Raw genomic sequence first — 19,446 nt, 5'->3', positions numbered from 1 at the left:
CACCACCACCGTCGCCACGACAACCGGCGGTGAGGACGCGGTAACAGATTGACACGTGTACAGCCGTGAATGCAACTCTCATCGACGTTTTCTCATGCAGACGTTCCCGCAAATGTGTGCGACCATCGATGCATGGCCCCCAAGACCGCCCGTGCCCGCCGGCTCGGCATCGCCCTGCGCCATCACCGGGAAGCCGCCGGCCTGACGCTGGAAACCGCGGCGGATGAGATCAACAGCACCCGCAGCACCCTCTCCCGGTACGAGAACGCCCAGACCCTGATCAGCCCGGCCACCGTGCGCGCCCTGCTCACGTCGTACGGGGTGGGTGCCGAGGAGGTGGCTGCGGCGGTGCAGCTCGCGAAGGACGCCCGCAAGCCGGGCTGGTGGGTGTCGTACTCGTACCTGCTGGATCCGCGCACCATCGACTTCATCGCGCTGGAGGCCGAGGCGACGGCCATCGCCAACTTCGAGCCCTCGGTGGTGCCCGGCCTGCTGCAGACCGCAGACTACGTCCGTGGCGTGATGCGCGGCGGGCCGCACACCCTCGGCGACGACCTGGTGGAGCAACGGGTCAAGATCCGGCTGGACCGTCAACAACGGCTCACCGGCGACAACCCGCCCATCTTCGACGCGATCATCGACGAGGGCGCGCTGCTGCGTCCCGTCGGCGACAAGTCGGCGATGGACGGGCAACTGCGTCACCTGGTCAAGATGGCCGAGCTGCCCAACATCAGCGTCCAGGTGATCCCGCTCTCCGCCGGCTACCACCGGGGCACGCGGGGTTCGCTGCACATCCTGGAGTTCGCCGACCCGGAGGACCCGATCATCGCCTCGGTGGAGACCGTGGCAGGTCAGATGATCCTCGACCGGGCCGGCGAGACGCGTACCTGCACCAAGATCATGGAGCATCTCCGAAGCGTGGCGCTCAGCCCGGCGGACAGCCGCGAGATGCTCCTGTCAGTCCTGAAGGGACGGTAGGACCGATGACACCGACAATCACAGCGGCCTTGGCCGCGGCGGCGTGGCGCAAGAGCAGCCGCAGCGGCGACGAGGGTGCCTGCGTCGAGGTTGCCGCGCTGCCACGGCTGGTGGCCGTCCGCGATTCCAAGGACCCGGCCGGCCCGGCTCTGCTGTTCGCAACGGGCGCCTGGGCCGCCTTCGCTCAGGCGCCACCTCGCCGCTGACCAGGCCGTCGCACCGCTGACCCGACCTGGGGCCACCGCAGCCCGGACCGGGCACTGCCTCCTGCTGACCGCCCGCCGCGCCGCCGATCAGGGCGCGCGGCGGGCCAGGCCGGAGACGTGGCAGGACCAGGCCCGGCGGGCTCAGGCGACCAGCGGGCGGGGCTCCGGGACGGCGCGCAGGGCCTCCAGCGCGGCGATCGCCACGCCCCGGGCACCAGCCATGTCCCGGTCCGGCACCAGCGCGAAGGTGGCCACCGCGGCCTGCTCCTCGCGGAGCACTGTGTGTTCGCGGACCGTCGCCAGGAACCAGTCGCGGAACTCCGGTGCCGCCTCGACCACCCCGCCACCGACGAAGTACGCGTGCGGGTCGGTGAAGTTCGCCGCAACGGTGAAAAGCCGGCCCAGCGCCATCGCCTGCTGGGTGAAGAGGTCCCGTGCGAGGGCGTCTCCCCGTTCGCCGTACCCGCGAACCAACTTGGCCGCCCGGGCCAGCGGCTCGGCGGCGAGCGGGTGGTCGGGGTACCGGGTCAGCCAGTACGGCAGCAGGTTGCGCTCGATGCCGGTCAGCGAGGCCACGCTCTCGACGTCACCGGTGAAGCCGCAGGCACAGGTGGGTTCCTGCTGCCCCGGGCTGAGCAGCCCGTTCAGCGGGATGTGCACGTGACCGAGCTCCCCGGCCATTCCGGCCGCACCGGCGATCACCCGACCGCTCTCGACCACACCGCCGCCGAGGCCGGTGCCGACGATCGCGGAGACCGACGAGCGGCCCATCGCGTCAGCACCGAAGTGCACGTGGTGGGCGTAGAGCGCCGCCGCGTTGCCGTCGTTGTGATAGACGACCGGCAGGCCGAGCCGTCGTTCCAGCGCGCCCCGCACGTCGAAGCCCCGCCAGGCCGGCTGGGAGAAGTTGGTGGAGCCCCGCGACGAGATGACGCCGTCGGCGCTGGCGGGGCCGGGAGTGTCCAGCCCGACCGCCTGGACCAGGTCGCGCGGCACCCCGGTCTGCGCCAGGGCGCCGTCCAGCGCCTGGGCGAGTGCCTCGATCGCCGCCTCCGGCCCGGCCCGTACCTCGCTGGGGATCTCCAACAGCCCGTCCACCAGGAAGCGGCCGTCCACCGTCAGCACGGTGGCATTGTTGCTGGTGCCGCCGTTGTCCAGCCCGACGACCACCGGCACACCTGCGCTGCCCACCGATACCGCCTCCCGCCGTCATGAGTGTGAGCCGAGGCTAGTGCCAACCCTCCTCCCCCGCTACGCCCGGCCACCCGAGCGGGCTCAGTTGGGGCGGCGGGCGGTTACTGCTGTGGCGTCCAGGTCCTCGTCGTGTCGCACCCTCGGCACCAGCCCGGCGGCGTCGAGCGCCGCGCAGAGCACGTCCGCCTGGGCGTCGCTGGCCTCGACCACCAGGTGTCCGCCAGGGGCCAGCCAGGAGGCGGCACCGACGCCCACCCGGCGCAGCACGGTGAGCCCGTCCGGCCCGCCGTCGAGCGCGACCGGGGCCTCGTGCAGCCGCGCCTCGGCGGGCATCAGCGGCACCGCGTCGGTCGGCACGTACGGGGCGTTGGCGACCACCAGGTCCAGCCGACCCCGCCACTGCCGGGGCAGCGGTGTGAAGAGGTCACCCTCGTACACCTCGGCGTCCAGCCCGGCGAGGTTGCGGCGTGCGCACGCCACGGCCGCCGGGTCGATGTCGGCACCGGCCAGCCAGCGTGGAGCGAGCCGGTGCGCCAGCGCGACAGTGGTGGCACCGGAGCCGCAGCAGAGGTCGGCCACGGCCGGCGCCGGGCCGGTCAGTTCGGCGGCCACCTCGACCAGCAGCGCGGTCCGCCCACGCGGCACGAAGACGCCAGCGTCGACGGCTATCCGCAGCCCGCAGAACTCGGCCCAGCCGAGCAGGTACTCCAGCGGTTCACCGGCCACCCGGCGGTCGGTCAGCTCAGCCAACGCCGCCGGGGTGTCCGCGGCGGCCAGCAGCAGGTCGGCCTCGTCCTCGGCGTAGACGCAGCCGGCGGTGCGTAGCCGGCCCACGAGCCCGGACCGGTCGGCCAGGGGCGCTGACGTCACGAGCCTCCTCGGACCGACCCGGCCGCGTCCAGGGCGGCGGCGATGTCGGCCACCAGGTCGGCCGTGTCCTCCACACCGCAGGAGAGCCGGACGAAGCCGGGTGCGGTGTCGTCGCCCCACTGCTCCCGCCGGTCCGCCGTGGTGTGCAGGCCACCGAAGGAGGTCGCCGCCGCCACCAGCCGGGCGGCCTCGATGAACCGGCCCACCCGGTCGGCGCTACCCAGGTCGAACGAGAGCACCCCCGGCATCCGACGCATCTGGGCCGAGGCCACCGCGTACGCGGGATCTCCCGGCCGCCCCGGCCAGCGCAGACCCGTCACGTCCGGCCGGCCGGCCAGCAGGTCGGCGACCGCGGCGGCGTTCGCGCTCTGCCGGGCCAGCCGCAGATCGAGGGTGCCCAGCGACCGGTGTGCCAGCCAGGCGTCGAACGCTCCCGGCACCGCCCCGGTGGTCGTACGCCAGGTCGTCACCGCCCCGATCAGCTCGGTGGACCGGCTGGCCAGGTAACCCAGCAGCAGGTCGGAGTGGCCGGTGAGCGCCTTCGTGCCCGAGGCGACCACCAGGTCCGCGCCGAGGTCCAGTGGGCGCTGACCGAGCGGGGTGGCGGTGGTGTTGTCCACCGCGAGCAGCGCGCCCGCGGCGTGCGCCCTCTCCGCCAGGACCGCCACGTCGACCACGTCCAGGCCCGGGTTGGCCGGCGTCTCCACCAGCACCAGCCGGACGCCCTCGAACGACGGGTACGGCCCGGCGGTCGGCGCGAACAGCACCCGGACGCCGATGCCCTCCAGCACGTCGGTGGCGAACGCCCGGACCGGGAAGTATCCGTCGGAGGGCAGCACCACCGTGTCCCCCGGGCGCAGCAGGGTGAGCAGCAGGCCGGTGATGGCCGCCTGACCGGTGGCGAAGACGCGGCAGTCGCCGCCTTCCAACTCGCCCACGGCCGCCTCCAGGAGCCGCCGGGTGGGGTTGTCGGGGCGACCGTAGCCGTTCGGCGACGTGCCCTGGCCCTGGAACGGGTCGAGGTGGTACGGCGCGGCGAAGACCGGCCCGGGCAGGAACGGGTCCCCTGGTGCCGGCTCGGGCAGGCCGGCGCGTACGCAGCGGGTGCCGTCTCCCAACTCGCTCATCGGATTCCTCACTCGTACGACTCGGGTTTGGCGGTGCGGCTCATCAGGGCTTCCACGGCGAGGCGCGGGTCCATCCCCTCGTGGCAGATCCGCTCGACGTGCTCGGTGATGGGCATCTCCACACCGTGCGCGCGGGCCAGGTCGCGAATCGCCAGGCAGCTCTTCACACCCTCGGCGGTCTGCCGGGTGGCCGTCTGGGCCTGCTCCAGCGTCTCGCCCCGGCCCAGGTGCTCGCCGAAGGTGCGGTTGCGGGCCAGCGGGGACGAGCAGGAGGCGACCAGGTCGCCCATTCCCGCGAGGCCGGCGAAGGTGATCGGGTCCGCGCCGAGCGCCACGCCCAGCCGGGCGGTCTCGGCCAGCCCCCGGGTCATCAGCATGGCCCGGGTGTTGTCGCCGAAACCCATCGCGGTGGCGATGCCGTACGACAGGGCGATCACGTTCTTGACCGCCCCGCCCAGCTCGCAGCCGATCACGTCGTCGTTGGTGTACGGGCGCAGGTATGGCGTCCGGATCGACGCCTGCACGAGCGCGGTGCGGTGGCTGTTCGTCCCGGCGACGACGGTCGCGGCGGGCTGCTCGGCGGCGATCTCGGGGGCCAGGTTCGGGCCGGACACGACGACCACCCGGTCCGCGGCGACCCCGGCGGTCTCCACGATGACCTCGCTCATCCGCTTGGTGGTGCCGAGCTCGATGCCCTTCATCAGCGACACCAGGGTGGAGTCGGGGTGCAGGTGTCCGACCCACTCAGCGAGGTTGCCGCGCAGGGTCTGCGACGGCACCGCCAGCACCACCAGCTCCGCGCCGGTGATCGCCTCGGTCGCGTCGGCGGTGGCGGTGACCCGGGCGGGCAACAGCAGGTCGGGCAGGTACTCCGGGTTGCGGCGCTCGGTCCGGATGCTCTCGGCGACCGGCGCACGCCGGGCCCACACTGTCACGTCACGCCCCGCGTCGGCCAGGATCTTGGCGAACGCGGTGCCCCAGGAACCGGCGCCGAGCACCGCGACGTGGCCGGTCATGCCAGGTCGCCCTGCTGCTCGTGCCGGACGGCGGACCGGGCCGGTCGTTCCCACAGCGGCGGCGGGGTGCCGCCACGGATCTCGGCGAGCATGTCCCGCAGCCGCAACATGATGGTGTCCGTCATCTCCTCGAGGGTGGCCCGGGTCGGCGGGGCGTCCGCCCACCGGCCCAGGTCGATCGGGTCTCCGGCGACGACGGTCACCGGGGTCCGGGGGCGCAGGTTGACGCGACTGGTCCGGGGGTCGAAGATCCGCTCCGGTCCCCACATCACCACCGGTACGACGGGTGCGCCGGTGGCCAGGGCCAGCCGGGCGGCCCCGGTCTTGGCCTTCATCGGCCACAGCTCCGGCTGTCGGGTGGTGGTGCCCTCCGGGTAGATCACCACGGCACCGCCCTGATCGAGCGCGGTGACCAGCGCGTCCAGCGAGCGGACCGCGTCGACGCTGCCCCGCTCGACCGGAATCTGCAGGCACCGGTGCAGGATCCAGCCGACCACCGGCACCCGGAACACGCTGGCCTTGCCCAGGTACTGCGGCCAGCGCCCGGAGTCGTAGATGAAGTGCGCGGAGACCAGCGGGTCGGCGTGCGAGATGTGGTTCGCCACGATGATCACGCCACCGTCGCCGCCGAGGTGTTCCTGGCCCCGCCAGGTGCGCCGGGTCCACAGGGTCATCACCGGCTTGATCAGCCACACGGCGAACCGTTGCCAGAACCCCAGCCTCCGCCGTGCCACTGTGCCTCCTCGTCGCGCCCCAACCCCGCCGCGAATCCCGCCCGCGACACCCGCAGCGGAAATCATGCCTGCTCGCCCCCGGTACGGCCAGCGAGGGTCCCGCCGTGCGGCTGGCAGGATTGCGGGCGTGAGTCAGCCGAGGTGGGCCGTGGTGGTGCCGGTGAAGCATCTGGCTGCTGCCAAGAGCCGGCTGCGGGGCGCGCTGTCCGGCGTACCGCACGAGGAGCTGGCGCTGGCCCTGGCGGCTGACACCCTCCGCGCGGTGCTGGCCTGCCCGGCGGTCGCCGAGGTCCTGGTGGTCACCGACGACGCCCGGGTCGCGGCGGCGGCGCTGGGCGCCGGCGCGCGGGTGCTGCCCGACGGGCCGGACGCCGGCCTGAACGCGGCGTTCCGGCACGGCGCGGCCGGGACCACCGCCGGCTGGGTGGCCGGGCTCACCGCGGACCTGCCTGCGCTGCGCCCGGCCGAGCTGGCCGGCGCGCTGCTCGCGGCGCAGAACGGCCGGGAAGGGGTACGCCGGTTCGTGCCGGACGCCCCCGGCAGCGGCACCGTGCTGCTCGCCGCCCCGCCGGGTGTGCCGCTGGACCCTCGCTTCGGGGTGGGCTCGGCGGTCGCGCACGCGGCGAGCGGGGCGCTGCCCCTGAACGGCGACTGGCCCAGCCTGCGCCGGGACGTGGACACCGCCGCGGACCTGGCCGCCGCCGCCCGGCTAGGACTGGGGCCACGCACCGCCGCGCTCGTCGCCGCCGCCAGCCGTCCGGCCCGCTCCGCCGGGTGACCCCCCGGGTGTACGGTGCCAGCATGCAGGGCACGGTGGCCAGCTATGACGCGGCAACACGCAGCGGTGTGCTGCTGCTCGACGACGGCACCGAGATGCGCTTCCCCGCACGGGCCTTCGATGCCTCCGGGCTGCGGTTGCTCCGGCTGGGCCAGCGGGTCCGCATCGACACGGATCCCGACGGAGAGGTCGTCCGGGTGACATTGCCGACGATGATCTGAGCCGGCGAGCCCAAGTTCATTTTGCGTTCACCGTAATCGGGTGATTATGAGCGGGTGAGCACCCCTCGCGAGCAACCGGCCCACCCGCCCACCACCGACCTCCGCAACGGTTCCCGCGTACGCGGCACCGACGGCCGCTTCCGCCCGTCCCGCGCGGAGAGGGCCAGCGCCGCCCGCGCCGACACCCTCGCCGACGACCCGGCTGCCGCCTCCTCCGGGCTGGACGAGGTCCTCGACCCCACGCCGAGCGTCGAGGCTGCCAGCCCGACCGCCGGTGGCGTCCACCAGGTCCTGCCCGGCGACCTACCGACCGGCGCCGATGACGAGGACGACGAGCCGCCGGCGCCGCTGCCGGAGGACCGGTTCCTCAACCGGGAGCTCTCCTGGCTCGACTTCAACGCCCGCGTGCTCACCCTGGCCGAGGACCAGCGCACCCCGCTGCTGGAACGGGCCAAGTTCCTGGCGATCTTCGCCAGCAACCTGGACGAGTTCTACATGGTGCGGATCGCCGGGCTGAAGCGGCGCCTCTCCGCCGGCCTGCCGGTGCGCGGCGGGGACCGGCTGCCCCTGCGTACCCAGTTGGAGCTGATCGCCGAGCGCACCGCGGCACTGGGTGCCCGGCACGCCGCCTGCTTCGTCGACGACGTGCTGCCCAAGTTGGCCGACGAGGGCATCCGCATCCTGCGTTGGGGCGAGCTGGGCGATCCGGAGCGGGAACGCCTGCGCACCTACTTCCGGGAGCACATCTTCCCGGTGCTGACCCCGCTCGCGGTCGACCCGGCGCACCCGTTTCCGTACATCTCGGGGCGCTCGCTGAACCTGGCGGTGGCGGTCCGCGACCCGAACGGCGGTTCCGAGCTGTTCGCGCGGGTGAAGGTGCCCAACAACGTGCCCCGCTTCGTCCGGGTCGACAGGGGTCAGCCGGGCGTGCGGATGCTGCCCCTGGAAGACCTGATCTCGGTGCACCTGGGGCAGTTGTTCAGCGGCATGCAGGTGGTCGAGTGCCACCTGTTCCGGGTCACCCGTAACGCCGAGGTGGAGGTCGACGAGGACCGCGACGAGGACCTGCTGCAGGCTCTGGAACGGGAGCTGGCCCGACGGCGGTTCGGTCCGCCGGTCCGTCTGGAGGTGGCAGCGTCCATCTCCGACCACGTGCTGGAGCTGCTCGTCCGCGAGTTGGACATGGACGACCAGGACGTACTGCGGGTGCCCGGACTGCTGGATCTGTCCGCGCTGTGGCAGGTCTACGGCGAGGCCGACCGGCCGGACCTCAAGGACCCGCCGTTCGTGCCCTCCACCCACCCCCGGCTCGCCGAGGGCGAGGTGCCGCGCAGCGTCTTCTCCACACTGCGCGACGGGGACATCCTGGTGCACCACCCGTACCACTCGTTCGCGACCAGCGTGCAGCGCTTCATCGAGCAGGCCGCCGCCGACCCGAACGTGCTGGCCATCAAGCAGACCCTCTACCGCACCAGCGGCGACTCCCCGATCGTCGACGCGTTGGTCGACGCGGCCGCCGCCGGCAAGCAGGTGGTGGTGCTGGTGGAGGTGAAGGCCCGCTTCGACGAGGTGGCCAACATCGGCTGGGCCCGCACGCTGGAACGCGCCGGCTGCCACGTGGTGTACGGCCTCGTGGGCCTGAAGACGCACTGCAAGACCGCGCTGGTGGTCCGCCAGGAGGGCAACCAGATCCGCCGTTACTGCCACATCGGCACCGGCAACTACCACCCGAAGACCGCCCGACTCTACGAGGACTTCGGGATGCTCACCGCCGACCCCGAGATCGGCGCCGACCTCACCGACCTGTTCAACGTCCTCACTGGCTACAGCCGGCAGACCGCCTACCGGCGGTTGCTGGTCGCCCCGCAGGGCATCCGCACCGGCCTCATCGAGCGGATCGAGCGGGAGATCTCGCACGTCCGACTGGGCATGCCCGGCCTGGTCCAATTCAAGGTCAACTCCCTGGTCGACGAGGGGGTGACCGACGCCCTGTACCGGGCCTCCCAGGCCGGCGTCCACGTCGACCTGCTCATCCGGGGCATGTGCACGCTGCGTCCCGGGGTGCCCGGGCTGTCGGAGAACATCCGCGTCCGCTCGATCCTCGGCCGTTTCCTGGAGCACTCGCGGGTCTTCCGGTTCGGCAACAACGGCGAGGCGGAGTTCTGGATGGGCTCGGCCGACCTGATGCACCGCAACCTGGACCGTCGGGTGGAGGCGCTGGTGAAGGTGACCGACCCGATCGCCCGGGCCGAGCTGGACCACGTGCTGACCGCCGCGATGAGCCCGGACGTGGACGCGTTCGAGCTGGCCGGCGACGGCAGCTGGACCCGACGGACCAGCGCCGACGACAACGCCCGGGTGCATCTGCAGGAACTGTTGTTGCGCCGCGTCGGTGGCACGGCCGGCTGAACGATCAGCGCATAGGCTGAGCTGATGGTCGAGGAGGAGCAGAAGTACGAGGTGGACGACGCCTACGTGCTGCCGGACCTGACCGCCACGGCCCCGGCCGGGGGTCGGGTCCGGGCGCTGCCACCGGTGACGCTGGTCGCCCGCTATCTCGACACCGTCGACCTGCGGCTGGCCCGCGCCGGTGCCTCACTGCGCCACCGCAAGGGCGACGAGCTGCCCTGGACGGTGAAACTGCCGACCGGGACACCGGGTGTCCGGCACGAGATCTCCCGTCCAGGGCCCAAGGGGCGGCCACCACCGGAGCTGGTGGAGCTGGTCACCGTCCTGCACCGGAGGGCGCCGCTGGCCCCGGTGACCGTGGTGCGGACGGTGCGGCACGCGTACGAGGTGTGTGACAAGGCCGGCACGGTGCTCGCCGAGGTGGTGGACGACCGGGTGACCGTGCTGGACGACTCCGGCGCCACCACCGACACGTTCCGCGAGGTGGAGGCAGAACGCAAGGCCGGCGACAGCGAGCTGCTCGACCGGATCGGCGCGGTGCTGCGCGAGGCTGGTGCCCGGGGTGGGTCGTTCACCCCGAAGCACGTACGGGCGCTGGGCGAGACGGCGCAGGCCGATCCGGACCTGGTCGCGCCGGCCGGGCTGCCCGCCGAGGCGAGCGCGGGCGACGTGGTGACCGAAGCGGTCCGCAAGGAGATCCGCCGGCTGCTGGCGCACGACCCACTGGTCCGGCTGCGCGCCCCGGCCGCCGGTGGCGACACCGCCGTGCACCAGATGCGGGTCGCCTGTCGACGCCTGCGCAGTGACCTGCGCACCTTCAGGCCGCTGCTCCGCAAGACCTGGTCCCGTCCGCTGCGTGACGAGCTGCGCTGGCTGGCCGGTGTCCTCGGCGCGGCCCGCGATGCCGAGGTGCTGCGCGCACGGCTGCGCCGCACCGCCGACGCCGACCCGCTCAGCCCGCTCGACCAGGGCGCGGTGGACCGCCTGGACGAGGTGCTCGCCCAACGGCAGCGGACGGCGCACGCCGCCATCGACGAGGCGCTGCGCTCCGCGCGTTACCTGGCCCTGGTGGATTCCCTGGTGCTGGCCGCCCGCGCGCCCCGGCTGACCCGCAGGGCGGCGGCGCCCGCGGGTGAGGCGCTGCCCGCGCTGGTGGCCCGGCCGTGGGCGCGGCTGGCCGGGCCGGACGGGGTCGACGGGCTCGACGCACAGTCGCCGGACGACAGTTGGCACGCCGTTCGCAAGGAGGCCAAACAGGCCCGTTACGCGGTCAACGCCGTGGCACCGACGGTCGGCAAGGGTGCGCGTCGACTGTCCCGCGCCCTGGCCCGGGTGCAGGACGTGCTCGGCGAGCACCAGGATGCGGCAGTCGCGGCGGACACCTGGCTGGAGATCGCCGCCGAGCGGCCGGACGACCACGAGCTGGCGGTCACCGCCGGGCGGCTCGCCGAACGGGAACGCGGGTCCGTACGCCGCACGCGCGGCCTCCTTCCGGCCGCCTGGCACCGGGCGACCCGGCGACGGCGGACCAGTTGGCTGCCGTGATCGGCATCCGGGCGGCGGGCGGGGTGGCCTGGCGGCCGACCCCCGACGGCGTACGCGTCTGTGTGGTGCACCGCCCCCGCTACGGCGACTGGACGCTGCCGAAGGGCAAGCTGGAGCCGGGTGAGCACGCGCTGGCAGCGGCGGTCCGTGAGGTGGCCGAGGAGTCCGACGTGCGGGGCGTACCGCAGGTCCGGCTGCCGTCGGTGCGGTACCGCAGCGAGGGGCAGGCCAAGCTCGTCGACTACTGGTCGATGCTCGCTGTGGCCAGCGGCGGTTTCCAACCGGACACCGAGGTGGACGACATGCGCTGGCTCGCGGTGGACGACGCGATCCGGTTGGTCAGCTACCCGCACGACGCCGAGGTCCTGGCGGCGTTCGCCGCGCTGCCGCCGGTGACCGCGACTGTCGCGCTGGTCCGGCACGCGCACGCAGGCAAGCGGGCCACCTGGTCCGGCCCGGACGTCGGGCGGCCCCTGGACGCCGAGGGACGGGCCCAGGCGAGCGCCCTGGCCGACCTGGTCGCCCTGATCCGGCCGTCCCGGCTGGTGTCGGCGTCACCGCGACGGTGCGTGCAGACACTGGACCCGGCGGCGGCGCTGCTCGACCTGCCGATCGAGATCTGCGGCGACCTGGACGAACCCCAGCCCGGCCAGCAGAGCGACGAGCAGATCCTGGCCACCGCCGCCCGGCTGCTGGAGTTGGCCAACGCCGGTGGGCAGGTGGCGGTGTGCAGCCAGGGCAAGGTGCTGCCGGGCGCCCTGGAGCAGCTCACCGGCCGCACCGACGAGGACTTCACGACGCCCAAGGGCGGCGGTTGGCTGCTTGCCTTCACCGCCGACCGCCTGTTGGCCGTCGACCGCCTGTAGGGCGTTTCAGCGGGGCGGGAGGGTCAGGGTCACCGCGACCGGCAGGTGGTCGCTGGCCGTGCTGCGGGGCGCCACCGGGCCGCCGGGAGTCAGGCCGGGCGAGACGAAGATGTGGTCGATCTGCTGGCGCGGGTCGTCCGCCGGGCTGGTCGCCAGCGGTCGGGCGGCCGCGAACGCGTCGGCCAGGCCCGCGTCGGTGAACTGCGCGTACGCCTCGTCGCCGGGCTCGGTGTTCAGGTCGCCGGCGACAACCAGGGGTCGGCCGGCCGCGTACCGGGTGGCGAAGTCCGCGACCGCGCGGGCCTGCACCACAGGGCCCCGCCCTGGCGGCGGTTGCAGGTGGGTGCTGACCACGGCGGTACGGACACCGTCACCCAGGTCCAGCGTGACGGCGAGGGCCTGCGCACCGGTGGGCGCCCCGACGGCCGGCAGCGGGAGGCTGCGCGGGTCGCGCATCGGCCAACGGCTGAGCACCGCGTCACCCCAGACCGGGTCGGCGGCCGGCCCGAAGACGTACGGCATACCGAGCCGGCCCGCCAGCAGGTCCAGGGTGTCGTGCCCACCGTTGAGCAGCCAGGCGCGGTCCACCTCGCTGAGCAGCACCACGTCGGGTCGTTGCCGTTCGACGACCTCGGTGAGGCCGGGCAGGTCGAACCGGCCGTCCAGCCCGAAACCCATCCGGATGTTGTAGGCCACCACGGTCAGCCGCTCCGGCGGGCCGTCCCGGTTGCTGGCCACCGGGATGTCGTCGGCGAGCACCGGCGCCAGCAGGGCCAGCGCGGTGACTGCGGCGGCGGCCCGTAGCGGCGGAAACGGCCCGGGGAGCCGGTGCACGACGGGACGGGCGGCGAACGCCACGACGGCGACGAGCGCGGCCACCAGCACGGGCACCGCCGCGTTGGGGTAACCGAGGTCGTAGGCGGAGTAGTACCCGACCGCCCCCAGCGCGAAGACGAGCATGCCGGCGGCCACCGCGTACCCCCGGCGGGCCGCTCTGGCGCTGGCGTTGCTGGCGTTCGCGGTGTCGCTGGCGTTGCTGGTGTCGCCGTCCGGGCCGCTGGCGTCGTCGGTCAGCGCGAGGCAGGCACCGAGACCGACTGCCGCGAGCAGGATGGCCGGGAGGAGCAGGTCACCCCGGTCGAGGGCGAACAGCACCGCGCCGGCCAGCAGCGCCACCGGCCCGTACGCACGGCTCCACCCCCGGGGCGGTCGGGTCGACGCGGTACACAGGAACCCGGCGACCGCCACCGGCACCGGCGCCAGGCCGAACAGCGGCGAACGGGCCACGCCGTCCCCGGCCACCAGGTACGACATCCCGGTCCGGGCCAGCGCCGGGGAGAGCGCCACCATTGCGGCCAGCAGCAGCGCCGGCCCGGCCAGCAGCCAGGCCCGCACCCCACCGGTACCGGTCACGCCATCGGCACGGGCGCCGGGCTGCGCCGTCCCGAGCACGAACAGCACGACCGCGGCGGAGCTGAGCAGCCAGGCCAACCAGTCGCCCCGCCACACCAGGTCGACGGTGTCCAACACCGCGTGCAGGGCCGCGTTGACAGCGAAACCCAACGCCAGCCCCGGAACCGGGCGGTCGGTGTCGGCGGCGACGCCGACCAGCCAGACCAGCCCGGCGAGCAGCCCGGCGGTGGCCAACCAGAGCTGCGTACGCCCGCCGGGTGTTGCGGTGAGCGCGAGCCGGGCGCCGGCGAGCAGAACGGCGGCGACGACCGTGACGGGGCGGGCGCCGACCCGGCGGACCACAGCGGGTGCGCCCAGCGCGAGCACGAACCAGCCGAGGGCGAACGCGCCCATCAGCTCGGCCGGCGTGGACGCCGCCTGGCCGAAGATGGTGATGATGCCGGGCAGCCAGACCCGCAGCACGTCGATGAGCAGGATGACGCCCAGCGCGAGCGTCCCGGTGGTGAGCTGGCGGTAGCGCACCGGCGCCCCATTTCGCGTCGACGGGCCGGCGGAGGGGGACCGGCACGGCGATTCTGCGCGAGCGAGGCGAGCGGGTCAACGGTCCCCGTACGCCGAAAGGGCGCCCACCCACGGGTGGACGCCCTTTCGGAACAGGTCGGTCAGCGCTTGCTGGCCGCCTTCTTGGCCGGAGCCTTCTTCGCCGGCGCCTTCTTGGCCGCCGCGCTCTTGCTCGCCGCCGCGGTGGTCTTCTTCGCCGCGGTCGACTTGGTCACCGCGGTGGTCTTCTTCGCCGCCGCGGTGGTCTTCTTGCTGGCGGCCGTCTTGGTCGCCGTGGTGCTCTTGCTCGCCTTGGCCGGGGCGGTCTTCTTGCTGGCGGCCGTCTTGGCCGTCGTGGTGCTCTTGCTCGCCTTGGCCGGGGCGGTCTTCTTGCTGGCGGCCGTCTTGGCCGCGGTCGCCTTGGTGCCAGCCGCCTTCGTGCCGGCAGCCTTGGTGCCAGCCGCCTTGGTGCCGGCTGCCTTGGTGCCGGCCGCCTTGGCCGTGGCGGTGCTGGTGGCGGCCTTCTTCGTCGCCACCGTGGCCTTCGGCACCTTGCCGCTGGCCACCATCTCCTTGAACCCGGCGCCAGGGCGGAAGGTCGGGACTGACGTCTTCTTGACCTTCACCGCCTCGCCGGTACGAGGGTTGCGCGCTGTTCGCGCGCCACGTACACGCTTTTCGAATGCTCCGAATCCGGTGATCGCCACCTTCTCGCCCTTGGTGACTGCCGCCTGGACCTCGGTGAGGACCGCGTCGAGCGCGGCCGTCGCCATCTTCCGGTCCCCCAGGCGAACAGCGAGCGCCTCGATGAGCTCGGCCTTGTTCACGACTTCCTCCCGATTGTGCAACTGACTCGACGCGAGCCATTCTGCGCGCACGTTATGCCCTGTGCTGCCGAGACACAAACATTCGGTAGAAAAAAGCCCTTGTGTCGTAACGGATTCACCCCCACCGGTTGGACCGATGGGGGTGGAATTCGCTGTGTGAGCGGGCGTACGGCTATGCCACGGAGGGCAGGAACGGCAGTCGACGCGCCTCGTAGGAGTCGATGTCGGCGGCGTGCCGAAGGGTGAGTCCAATGTCGTCCAGGCCCTCCAGCAGCCGCCAACGGCTGAAGTCGTCCAGCGGGAACGACCAGCTGGCGTCCCCCGCCCGGAGCTGGCGGGCGGTCAGGTCGACGGTCACCGGGGTGGTCGGATCCGACTCGACCAGATCCCACAACTCTTCGACGGCTTTCAATTCCAACTCGACCGGCAACAGACCTTCCTTGAGGGCGTTGCCACGGAAGATGTCGCCGAAGCGCGGGGCCACCACCGCGCGGAAGCCCCAGTCCCGCAGGGCCCACACGGCGTGCTCCCGGGAGGAGCCGGTGCCGAACTCCGGGCCGGCGATGAGGATCGACGCCCCGGAATAGCTGTCATCGTTGAGCACGAATTCCGGATCTTCCCGCCACGCGTTGAACAGCCCGTCGGCGAAACCCGTTCGGGTCACCCGCTTGAGGTACACGGCGGGGATGATCTGATCGGTGTCCACGTTGGACCGACGCAGCGGCACGGCGGTGCCGGTGTGGGTGGTGAACTTGTCCATCTCCTCGGTCCCTTCTACAGGTCGGCGGGGGCTGCCAGCCGGCCGACCACGGCGGTGGCGGCGGCGACCGGTGGGGAGACCAGGTGGGTACGCCCACCCCGGCCCTGACGGCCCTCGAAGTTGCGGTTCGAGGTGGACGCGGAGCGCTCGCCCGGCTTCAGCGTGTCGGGGTTCATCCCCAGACACATGGAGCAGCCGGCGAACCGCCACTCGGCCCCGGCGTCGGTGAAGACCTTGTCCAGCCCCTCGACCTCGGCGGCCTCCCGCACTGCGGCGGAACCGGGCACCACGAGCATCCGGACGCCGTCGGCGACCTGGTGCCCCCGCAGCACGTCGGCGGCGGCCCGCAGGTCCTCCAGACGACCGTTGGTGCAGGAGCCCACGAAGACCACGTCGATGGGCAGCTCCCGCAGGGGGGTGCCGGGGCGCAGGTCCATGTATTCCAGGGCGCGACGCGCGGCGGCGCGCTCCGAGTCGGTGGTGAACTCCTCCGGGTCCGGCACCGGCGCGCTCAGCGGCGCCCCCTGGCCGGGGTTGGTGCCCCAGGTGACGAACGGGGTGACCCGGCTGGCGTCCAGGGTCACCTCGGCGTCGAAGCGCGCGCCCTCGTCGGTGGGCAGCGTCCGCCACCACGCCAGCGCCGCGTCCCAGTCCGCGCCCTGCGGCGCGTTCGGCCGACCCTTGAGGTACGCGAAGGTGGTCTCGTCCGGCGCGATCATGCCGGCCTTGGCGCCCCACTCGATGGACATGTTGGCGATGGTCATCCGCCCCTCCATGGAGAGGGCCTGGATCGCCTCGCCGCGGTACTCGACGATGTGCCCGCGCCCACCGCCGGTGCCGACCTGGGTGATCAGCGCCAGCACCAGGTCCTTGGCGGTGACGCCGGGGGCGAGGCGGCCAGTGACGTTCACGGCCATCGTCTTCGGCCGGCTCTGCGGCAGCGTCTGGGTGGCCAGCACGTGCTCCACCTCGCTGGTGCCGATGCCGAAGGCGAGCGCGCCGAACGCGCCGTGGGTGGCGGTGTGCGAGTCGCCGCAGACGATCGTCATGCCCGGCTGGGTGACACCGAGCTGCGGGCCGATGACGTGCACGATGCCCTGGTTGTCGTCACCGAGCGGGTGCAGCCGCACCCCGAACTCGGCGCAGTTGCGGCGCAGCGTCTCGATCTGCGTACGCGACGTGGGGTCCTCGATGGTGAGCAGGTCACCACGGCGGAGGCGGAACGCCGGGTCGGCGTACCCGGTCGGGGTGTTGTGGTCCTCGGTCGCGAGGGTCAGGTCGGTACGACGCACCCGGCGCCCGGCGAGCCGCAGCCCGTCGAACGCCTGCGGGCTGGTCACCTCGTGCAGGAGGTGCAGGTCGATGAAGAGCAGGTCCGGCTCACCAGCGGCAGACCGTACGACGTGCGTGTCCCAGACCTTCTCGGCCAGGGTCCTCGGCTCAGGAGTGACTCCCACCATCTGGACATCCTAAATTCTGGGAGGTAAGTTTCGGCTTGTGGGACACAGTATGAGCGGTGTCGGCGTTCTCGACAAGGCGGTGGTCATCCTGGCCGCCTGCGTCGACGGCGCCAGCCTGGCCGAACTCGTTGAACGCACCAAGTTGCCCCGAGCCACCGCGCACCGGCTGGCACAGGCCCTGGAGATTCACCGGATGCTGGTGCGCGACACCCAGGGCAGGTGGCGACCGGGCCCCCGGCTGGGTGAGCTGGCCAACGCCGCACCGGACGTTCTGCTCACCGCCGCCGAGCCACTGCTGGCCGCCCTGCGCGACGCCACCGGTGAGAGCGCACAGCTCTACCTGCGCCGCGCCGACGAGCGGATCTGCGTGGCGGCGGCGGAGCGCGCCAGCGGCCTGCGGGACACCGTTCCGGTCGGCTCGGTGCTGCCGATGACGGCCGGCTCCGCGGCCCAGATCCTGCTCGCCTGGGAGCCGCCGGAGGCGGTGATGCCGTTGCTGCCGCGCAGCAAGTTCACCGGCCGGACCCTTGCCGAGGTACGCCGTCGTGGCTGGGCGCAGAGCGTCGCCGAGCGGGAGGCCGGTGTGGCGAGCGTCTCCGCGCCGATCCGTGACCGCACCGGCCGCGTGATCGCCTCGGTGAGCATCTCCGGCCCGATAGAGCGCCTGGGCCGCCGCCCCGGCGAACGCCACGCCATGGCAGTGGTGAGAGCCGGCCAACGCCTCTCCGGCCTCTAACCCCACCCACCCCTGCCCCCGCCCCCTCCCGCCCAGCCCGGGTGATCAAGAAGTTTGCGTCAAGACACGCCGGAAGCGGTGACGCAAAGCTCTTGATCACCGAGGTGGGGGTGGGGGTGGAGGCGGCCCGGGGCCGGGGTGGGGTGCGGGAAAGCCCGTCCTGCCATTGGCGGGACGGGCTTTGGGTGTTGTAGCCCCGACCGGATTCGAACCGGCGCTACCGCCTTGAGAGGGCGGCGTCCTGGGCCACTAGACGACGGGGCCAGAACTTTTCCGTTCACCGCCCTCGCGGGCGGCACGGCTGTAGTCTAGCGGCACCGTCGCGCCGGCGTGATCGCGGGGTGCGGGCGCCCAGAGGGCGCACAGCGGGCCGGCGCGGACCACAAAGCGGACAACAAAACAGCCCGCCTCACCAGGTGAGACGGGCTGTGCACAATGTAGCCCCGACCGGATTCGAACCGGCGCTACCGCCTTGAGAGGGCGGCGTCCTGGGCCACTAGACGACGGGGCCAGAACTAGCTTTTGCTCCCCCACCCGTGCGGGCGGAGGAGCTGCACTCTACCGAAGACCACTCTCCGCCCCCGAAGGGGCGGAGTCGAACTCCGTCAGAATCCAGCGTCTGGAACTCTCGCGAATTCCAGCAGCGCTGGGGTACCAGGACTCGAACCTAGACTAACTGAACCAGAATCAGTCGGGCTGCCAATTACCCCATACCCCATTGGCACCTTGGCGGCGCCGGGAGTGAACTTTACCCTCCCGGTGCCGACTGGCCAAATCCGATCCCCCCGAACCACTCGTGAGCTGCGAAAACAGGGGCATCGGACGGATCAGGCGACGGGAACCACCGGGTTGGTGAGCTCGCCGATGCCCTCGATCCGCACGGTGACCGTATCCCCCTCGACAAGCGGGCTAACCCCGGCCGGAGTGCCGGTGAGAACGACGTCTCCGGGCAGCAGAGTCATCACGTGCGAGATGTACGACACCAGGCCCGCCACGTCGAAGACCATGTCCTTGGTCCGGCCGAGCTGGCGTACCTCCATCTCCTCCGGGTTGCGACCCACCTCACAGCGGATCTCTACGTCGGAGACGTCCAGACCGGTGGTGATCCACGGACCGATCGGGCAGAACGAGTCGAAGCCCTTGGCCCGGGTCCACTGCCCGTCCGAGCGCTGGAGGTCCCGCGCGGTGACGTCGTTGGCGCAGGTGTAGCCGAAGATGGCGCGTTCGGCGGCGGCCCGGTCGGCGCGGCGCGCCCCCGGCGCCCCGATCACGACCGCGAGTTCCGCCTCGTGCTCGACCTGCTTGGAGAAGATCGGCAGTCGGATGGCGTCGCGGGGGCCGATCACCGAGGTGGACGGCTTGAGGAAGAGCAGCGGCTCCTTGGGCACGTCGTTGCCGAGCTCGGCGGCGTGGTCGGCGTAGTTGCGGCCGACACAGACGACCTTGCTGGGCAGGATCGGCGAGAGCAGCCGAACGTCGGAAAGGGCCCAACGGGCCCCACTGAAGGAGAGTTTGCCGAACGGGTGGCCCTCGATCTCGGCGATGGTCAGGCCCTGCGGCCCGGCCTCCGCTTCGCCTTCGACGGCACCGAACGACATTCCCTTGGCATGGGCGAAACGAGCGATACGCACCCGGCCAATCTAGCCCCGCCGACACCTCCACCGGCCAGGACCGGCCGTGCGGTGTGCGCAACACGTCAGCGCGGCACCCTATCGGAGCAGGAGGTGAGCGGGGCGGTCTTCCCGACTTCGTACCCGCACGGAGGC

The 19,446-nt window shown here is 72.6% G+C and carries 18 protein-coding genes and 3 tRNA genes; 8 read left to right on the top strand and 13 right to left on the bottom strand.

Translation table 11 applies throughout. The features are described 5' to 3' along the window. The first annotated feature begins 132 nt into the window (after window positions 1-132). Window positions 133-978 (top strand): helix-turn-helix domain-containing protein, encoded by an 846-nt coding sequence (locus CLT68_RS13035; protein WP_099851149.1) that lies wholly within the window; start codon window positions 133-135, stop codon window positions 976-978. Between the two features lie 5 nt (window positions 979-983). Next, entirely contained in the window at window positions 984-1,184 is a 201-nt protein-coding gene (locus CLT68_RS13030; protein WP_088946584.1) for a DUF397 domain-containing protein, read from the top strand. A gap of 141 nt (window positions 1,185-1,325) precedes the next feature. Here the strand turns inward: CLT68_RS13030 and CLT68_RS13025 are convergent, their stop codons facing one another. From CLT68_RS13025 to CLT68_RS13005, 5 genes are all read right to left on the bottom strand, one after another. Further along, on the bottom strand, window positions 1,326-2,375 hold the full coding sequence (locus tag CLT68_RS13025) for an ROK family protein (RefSeq protein ID WP_099851147.1): 1,050 nt from the start codon (window positions 2,373-2,375) through the stop codon (window positions 1,326-1,328). 84 nt (window positions 2,376-2,459) lie between these two features. Further along, window positions 2,460-3,248 carry a putative protein N(5)-glutamine methyltransferase gene (locus CLT68_RS13020; RefSeq protein WP_099851145.1) on the bottom strand — a complete coding sequence of 263 codons (789 nt, stop codon included), beginning with the start codon at window positions 3,246-3,248 and terminating at the stop codon, window positions 2,460-2,462. Then, a complete protein-coding gene (locus CLT68_RS13015; protein ID WP_099851144.1) occupies window positions 3,245-4,375 on the bottom strand; it encodes a cystathionine gamma-lyase in 1,131 nt (376 codons plus the stop codon). Before CLT68_RS13015 ends, CLT68_RS13020 begins: the two co-directional genes overlap by 4 nt. Window positions 4,376-4,383: 8 nt before the next feature. Then, window positions 4,384-5,391: an NAD(P)H-dependent glycerol-3-phosphate dehydrogenase gene (locus CLT68_RS13010; RefSeq protein ID WP_088946580.1), complete on the bottom strand. Its 1,008-nt coding sequence runs from the start codon at window positions 5,389-5,391 to the stop codon at window positions 4,384-4,386. After that, window positions 5,388-6,125 carry a lysophospholipid acyltransferase family protein gene (locus CLT68_RS13005; protein WP_099851142.1) on the bottom strand — a complete coding sequence of 246 codons (738 nt, stop codon included), beginning with the start codon at window positions 6,123-6,125 and terminating at the stop codon, window positions 5,388-5,390. Before CLT68_RS13005 ends, CLT68_RS13010 begins: the two co-directional genes overlap by 4 nt. A gap of 127 nt (window positions 6,126-6,252) precedes the next feature. Between CLT68_RS13005 and cofC the strand changes: the two genes are divergently transcribed. The 5 genes from cofC to CLT68_RS12980 are packed head-to-tail and all read left to right on the top strand — an operon-like array spanning window position 6,253 to window position 11,944. Then, complete coding sequence (gene cofC, locus CLT68_RS13000; protein WP_099851139.1) at window positions 6,253-6,903, top strand: 2-phospho-L-lactate guanylyltransferase; 651 nt, start codon at window positions 6,253-6,255, stop codon at window positions 6,901-6,903. 23 nt (window positions 6,904-6,926) lie between these two features. After that, window positions 6,927-7,124, top strand: a complete 198-nt coding sequence (locus CLT68_RS12995) for a cold-shock protein (RefSeq protein ID WP_030335323.1) — start codon at window positions 6,927-6,929, stop codon at window positions 7,122-7,124. A gap of 54 nt (window positions 7,125-7,178) precedes the next feature. After that, window positions 7,179-9,533: an RNA degradosome polyphosphate kinase gene (locus CLT68_RS12990; RefSeq protein ID WP_099851137.1), complete on the top strand. Its 2,355-nt coding sequence runs from the start codon at window positions 7,179-7,181 to the stop codon at window positions 9,531-9,533. A gap of 24 nt (window positions 9,534-9,557) precedes the next feature. Next, the gene (locus tag CLT68_RS12985) at window positions 9,558-11,078 is read left to right on the top strand and encodes a CYTH and CHAD domain-containing protein (RefSeq protein ID WP_099851136.1); all 1,521 of its coding nucleotides are present in this window, start codon (window positions 9,558-9,560) and stop codon (window positions 11,076-11,078) included. Continuing rightward, window positions 11,066-11,944, top strand: coding sequence for an NUDIX hydrolase (locus CLT68_RS12980; protein ID WP_088946575.1), 879 nt, complete (start codon window positions 11,066-11,068; stop codon window positions 11,942-11,944). The genes CLT68_RS12985 and CLT68_RS12980 overlap by 13 nt, the downstream gene beginning before the upstream one ends. Window positions 11,945-11,950: 6 nt before the next feature. Here CLT68_RS12980 and CLT68_RS12975 read toward each other — a convergent pair whose 3' ends face one another. From CLT68_RS12975 to leuC, 4 genes are all read right to left on the bottom strand, one after another. Continuing rightward, window positions 11,951-13,879 (bottom strand): endonuclease/exonuclease/phosphatase family protein, encoded by a 1,929-nt coding sequence (locus tag CLT68_RS12975; protein WP_099851134.1) that lies wholly within the window; start codon window positions 13,877-13,879, stop codon window positions 11,951-11,953. 140 nt (window positions 13,880-14,019) lie between these two features. Further along, window positions 14,020-14,724, bottom strand: a complete 705-nt coding sequence (locus CLT68_RS12970) for an HU family DNA-binding protein (protein WP_199177042.1) — start codon at window positions 14,722-14,724, stop codon at window positions 14,020-14,022. 172 nt (window positions 14,725-14,896) lie between these two features. Further along, window positions 14,897-15,484: a 3-isopropylmalate dehydratase small subunit gene (leuD, locus tag CLT68_RS12965; protein ID WP_088946572.1), complete on the bottom strand. Its 588-nt coding sequence runs from the start codon at window positions 15,482-15,484 to the stop codon at window positions 14,897-14,899. A gap of 14 nt (window positions 15,485-15,498) precedes the next feature. After that, window positions 15,499-16,944, bottom strand: a complete 1,446-nt coding sequence (gene leuC, locus CLT68_RS12960; RefSeq protein WP_088946571.1) for a 3-isopropylmalate dehydratase large subunit — start codon at window positions 16,942-16,944, stop codon at window positions 15,499-15,501. 49 nt (window positions 16,945-16,993) lie between these two features. Between leuC and CLT68_RS12955 the strand changes: the two genes are divergently transcribed. Next, complete coding sequence (locus tag CLT68_RS12955; protein WP_007456408.1) at window positions 16,994-17,680, top strand: IclR family transcriptional regulator; 687 nt, start codon at window positions 16,994-16,996, stop codon at window positions 17,678-17,680. A 191-nt stretch (window positions 17,681-17,871) separates the two neighbouring features. Here the strand turns inward: CLT68_RS12955 and CLT68_RS12950 are convergent. The 4 genes from CLT68_RS12950 to CLT68_RS12935 form a co-directional block, all read right to left on the bottom strand. Continuing rightward, window positions 17,872-17,944, bottom strand: a tRNA-Glu gene (locus tag CLT68_RS12950). Between the two features lie 174 nt (window positions 17,945-18,118). Further along, window positions 18,119-18,191 (bottom strand) — tRNA-Glu (locus tag CLT68_RS12945). 135 nt (window positions 18,192-18,326) lie between these two features. Further along, window positions 18,327-18,398: transfer RNA gene (locus CLT68_RS12940), tRNA-Gln, on the bottom strand. Window positions 18,399-18,507: 109 nt separating this feature from the next. Continuing rightward, a complete protein-coding gene (locus tag CLT68_RS12935; RefSeq protein WP_099851131.1) occupies window positions 18,508-19,311 on the bottom strand; it encodes a fumarylacetoacetate hydrolase family protein in 804 nt (267 codons plus the stop codon). Window positions 19,312-19,446: the final 135 nt, after the last annotated feature.

This window comes from Micromonospora sp. CNZ299, assembly GCF_002754415.1.
The sequence above is the reverse complement of the archived record's forward strand: the minus strand, read 5'-3'. Positions and strand labels throughout refer to the sequence as shown.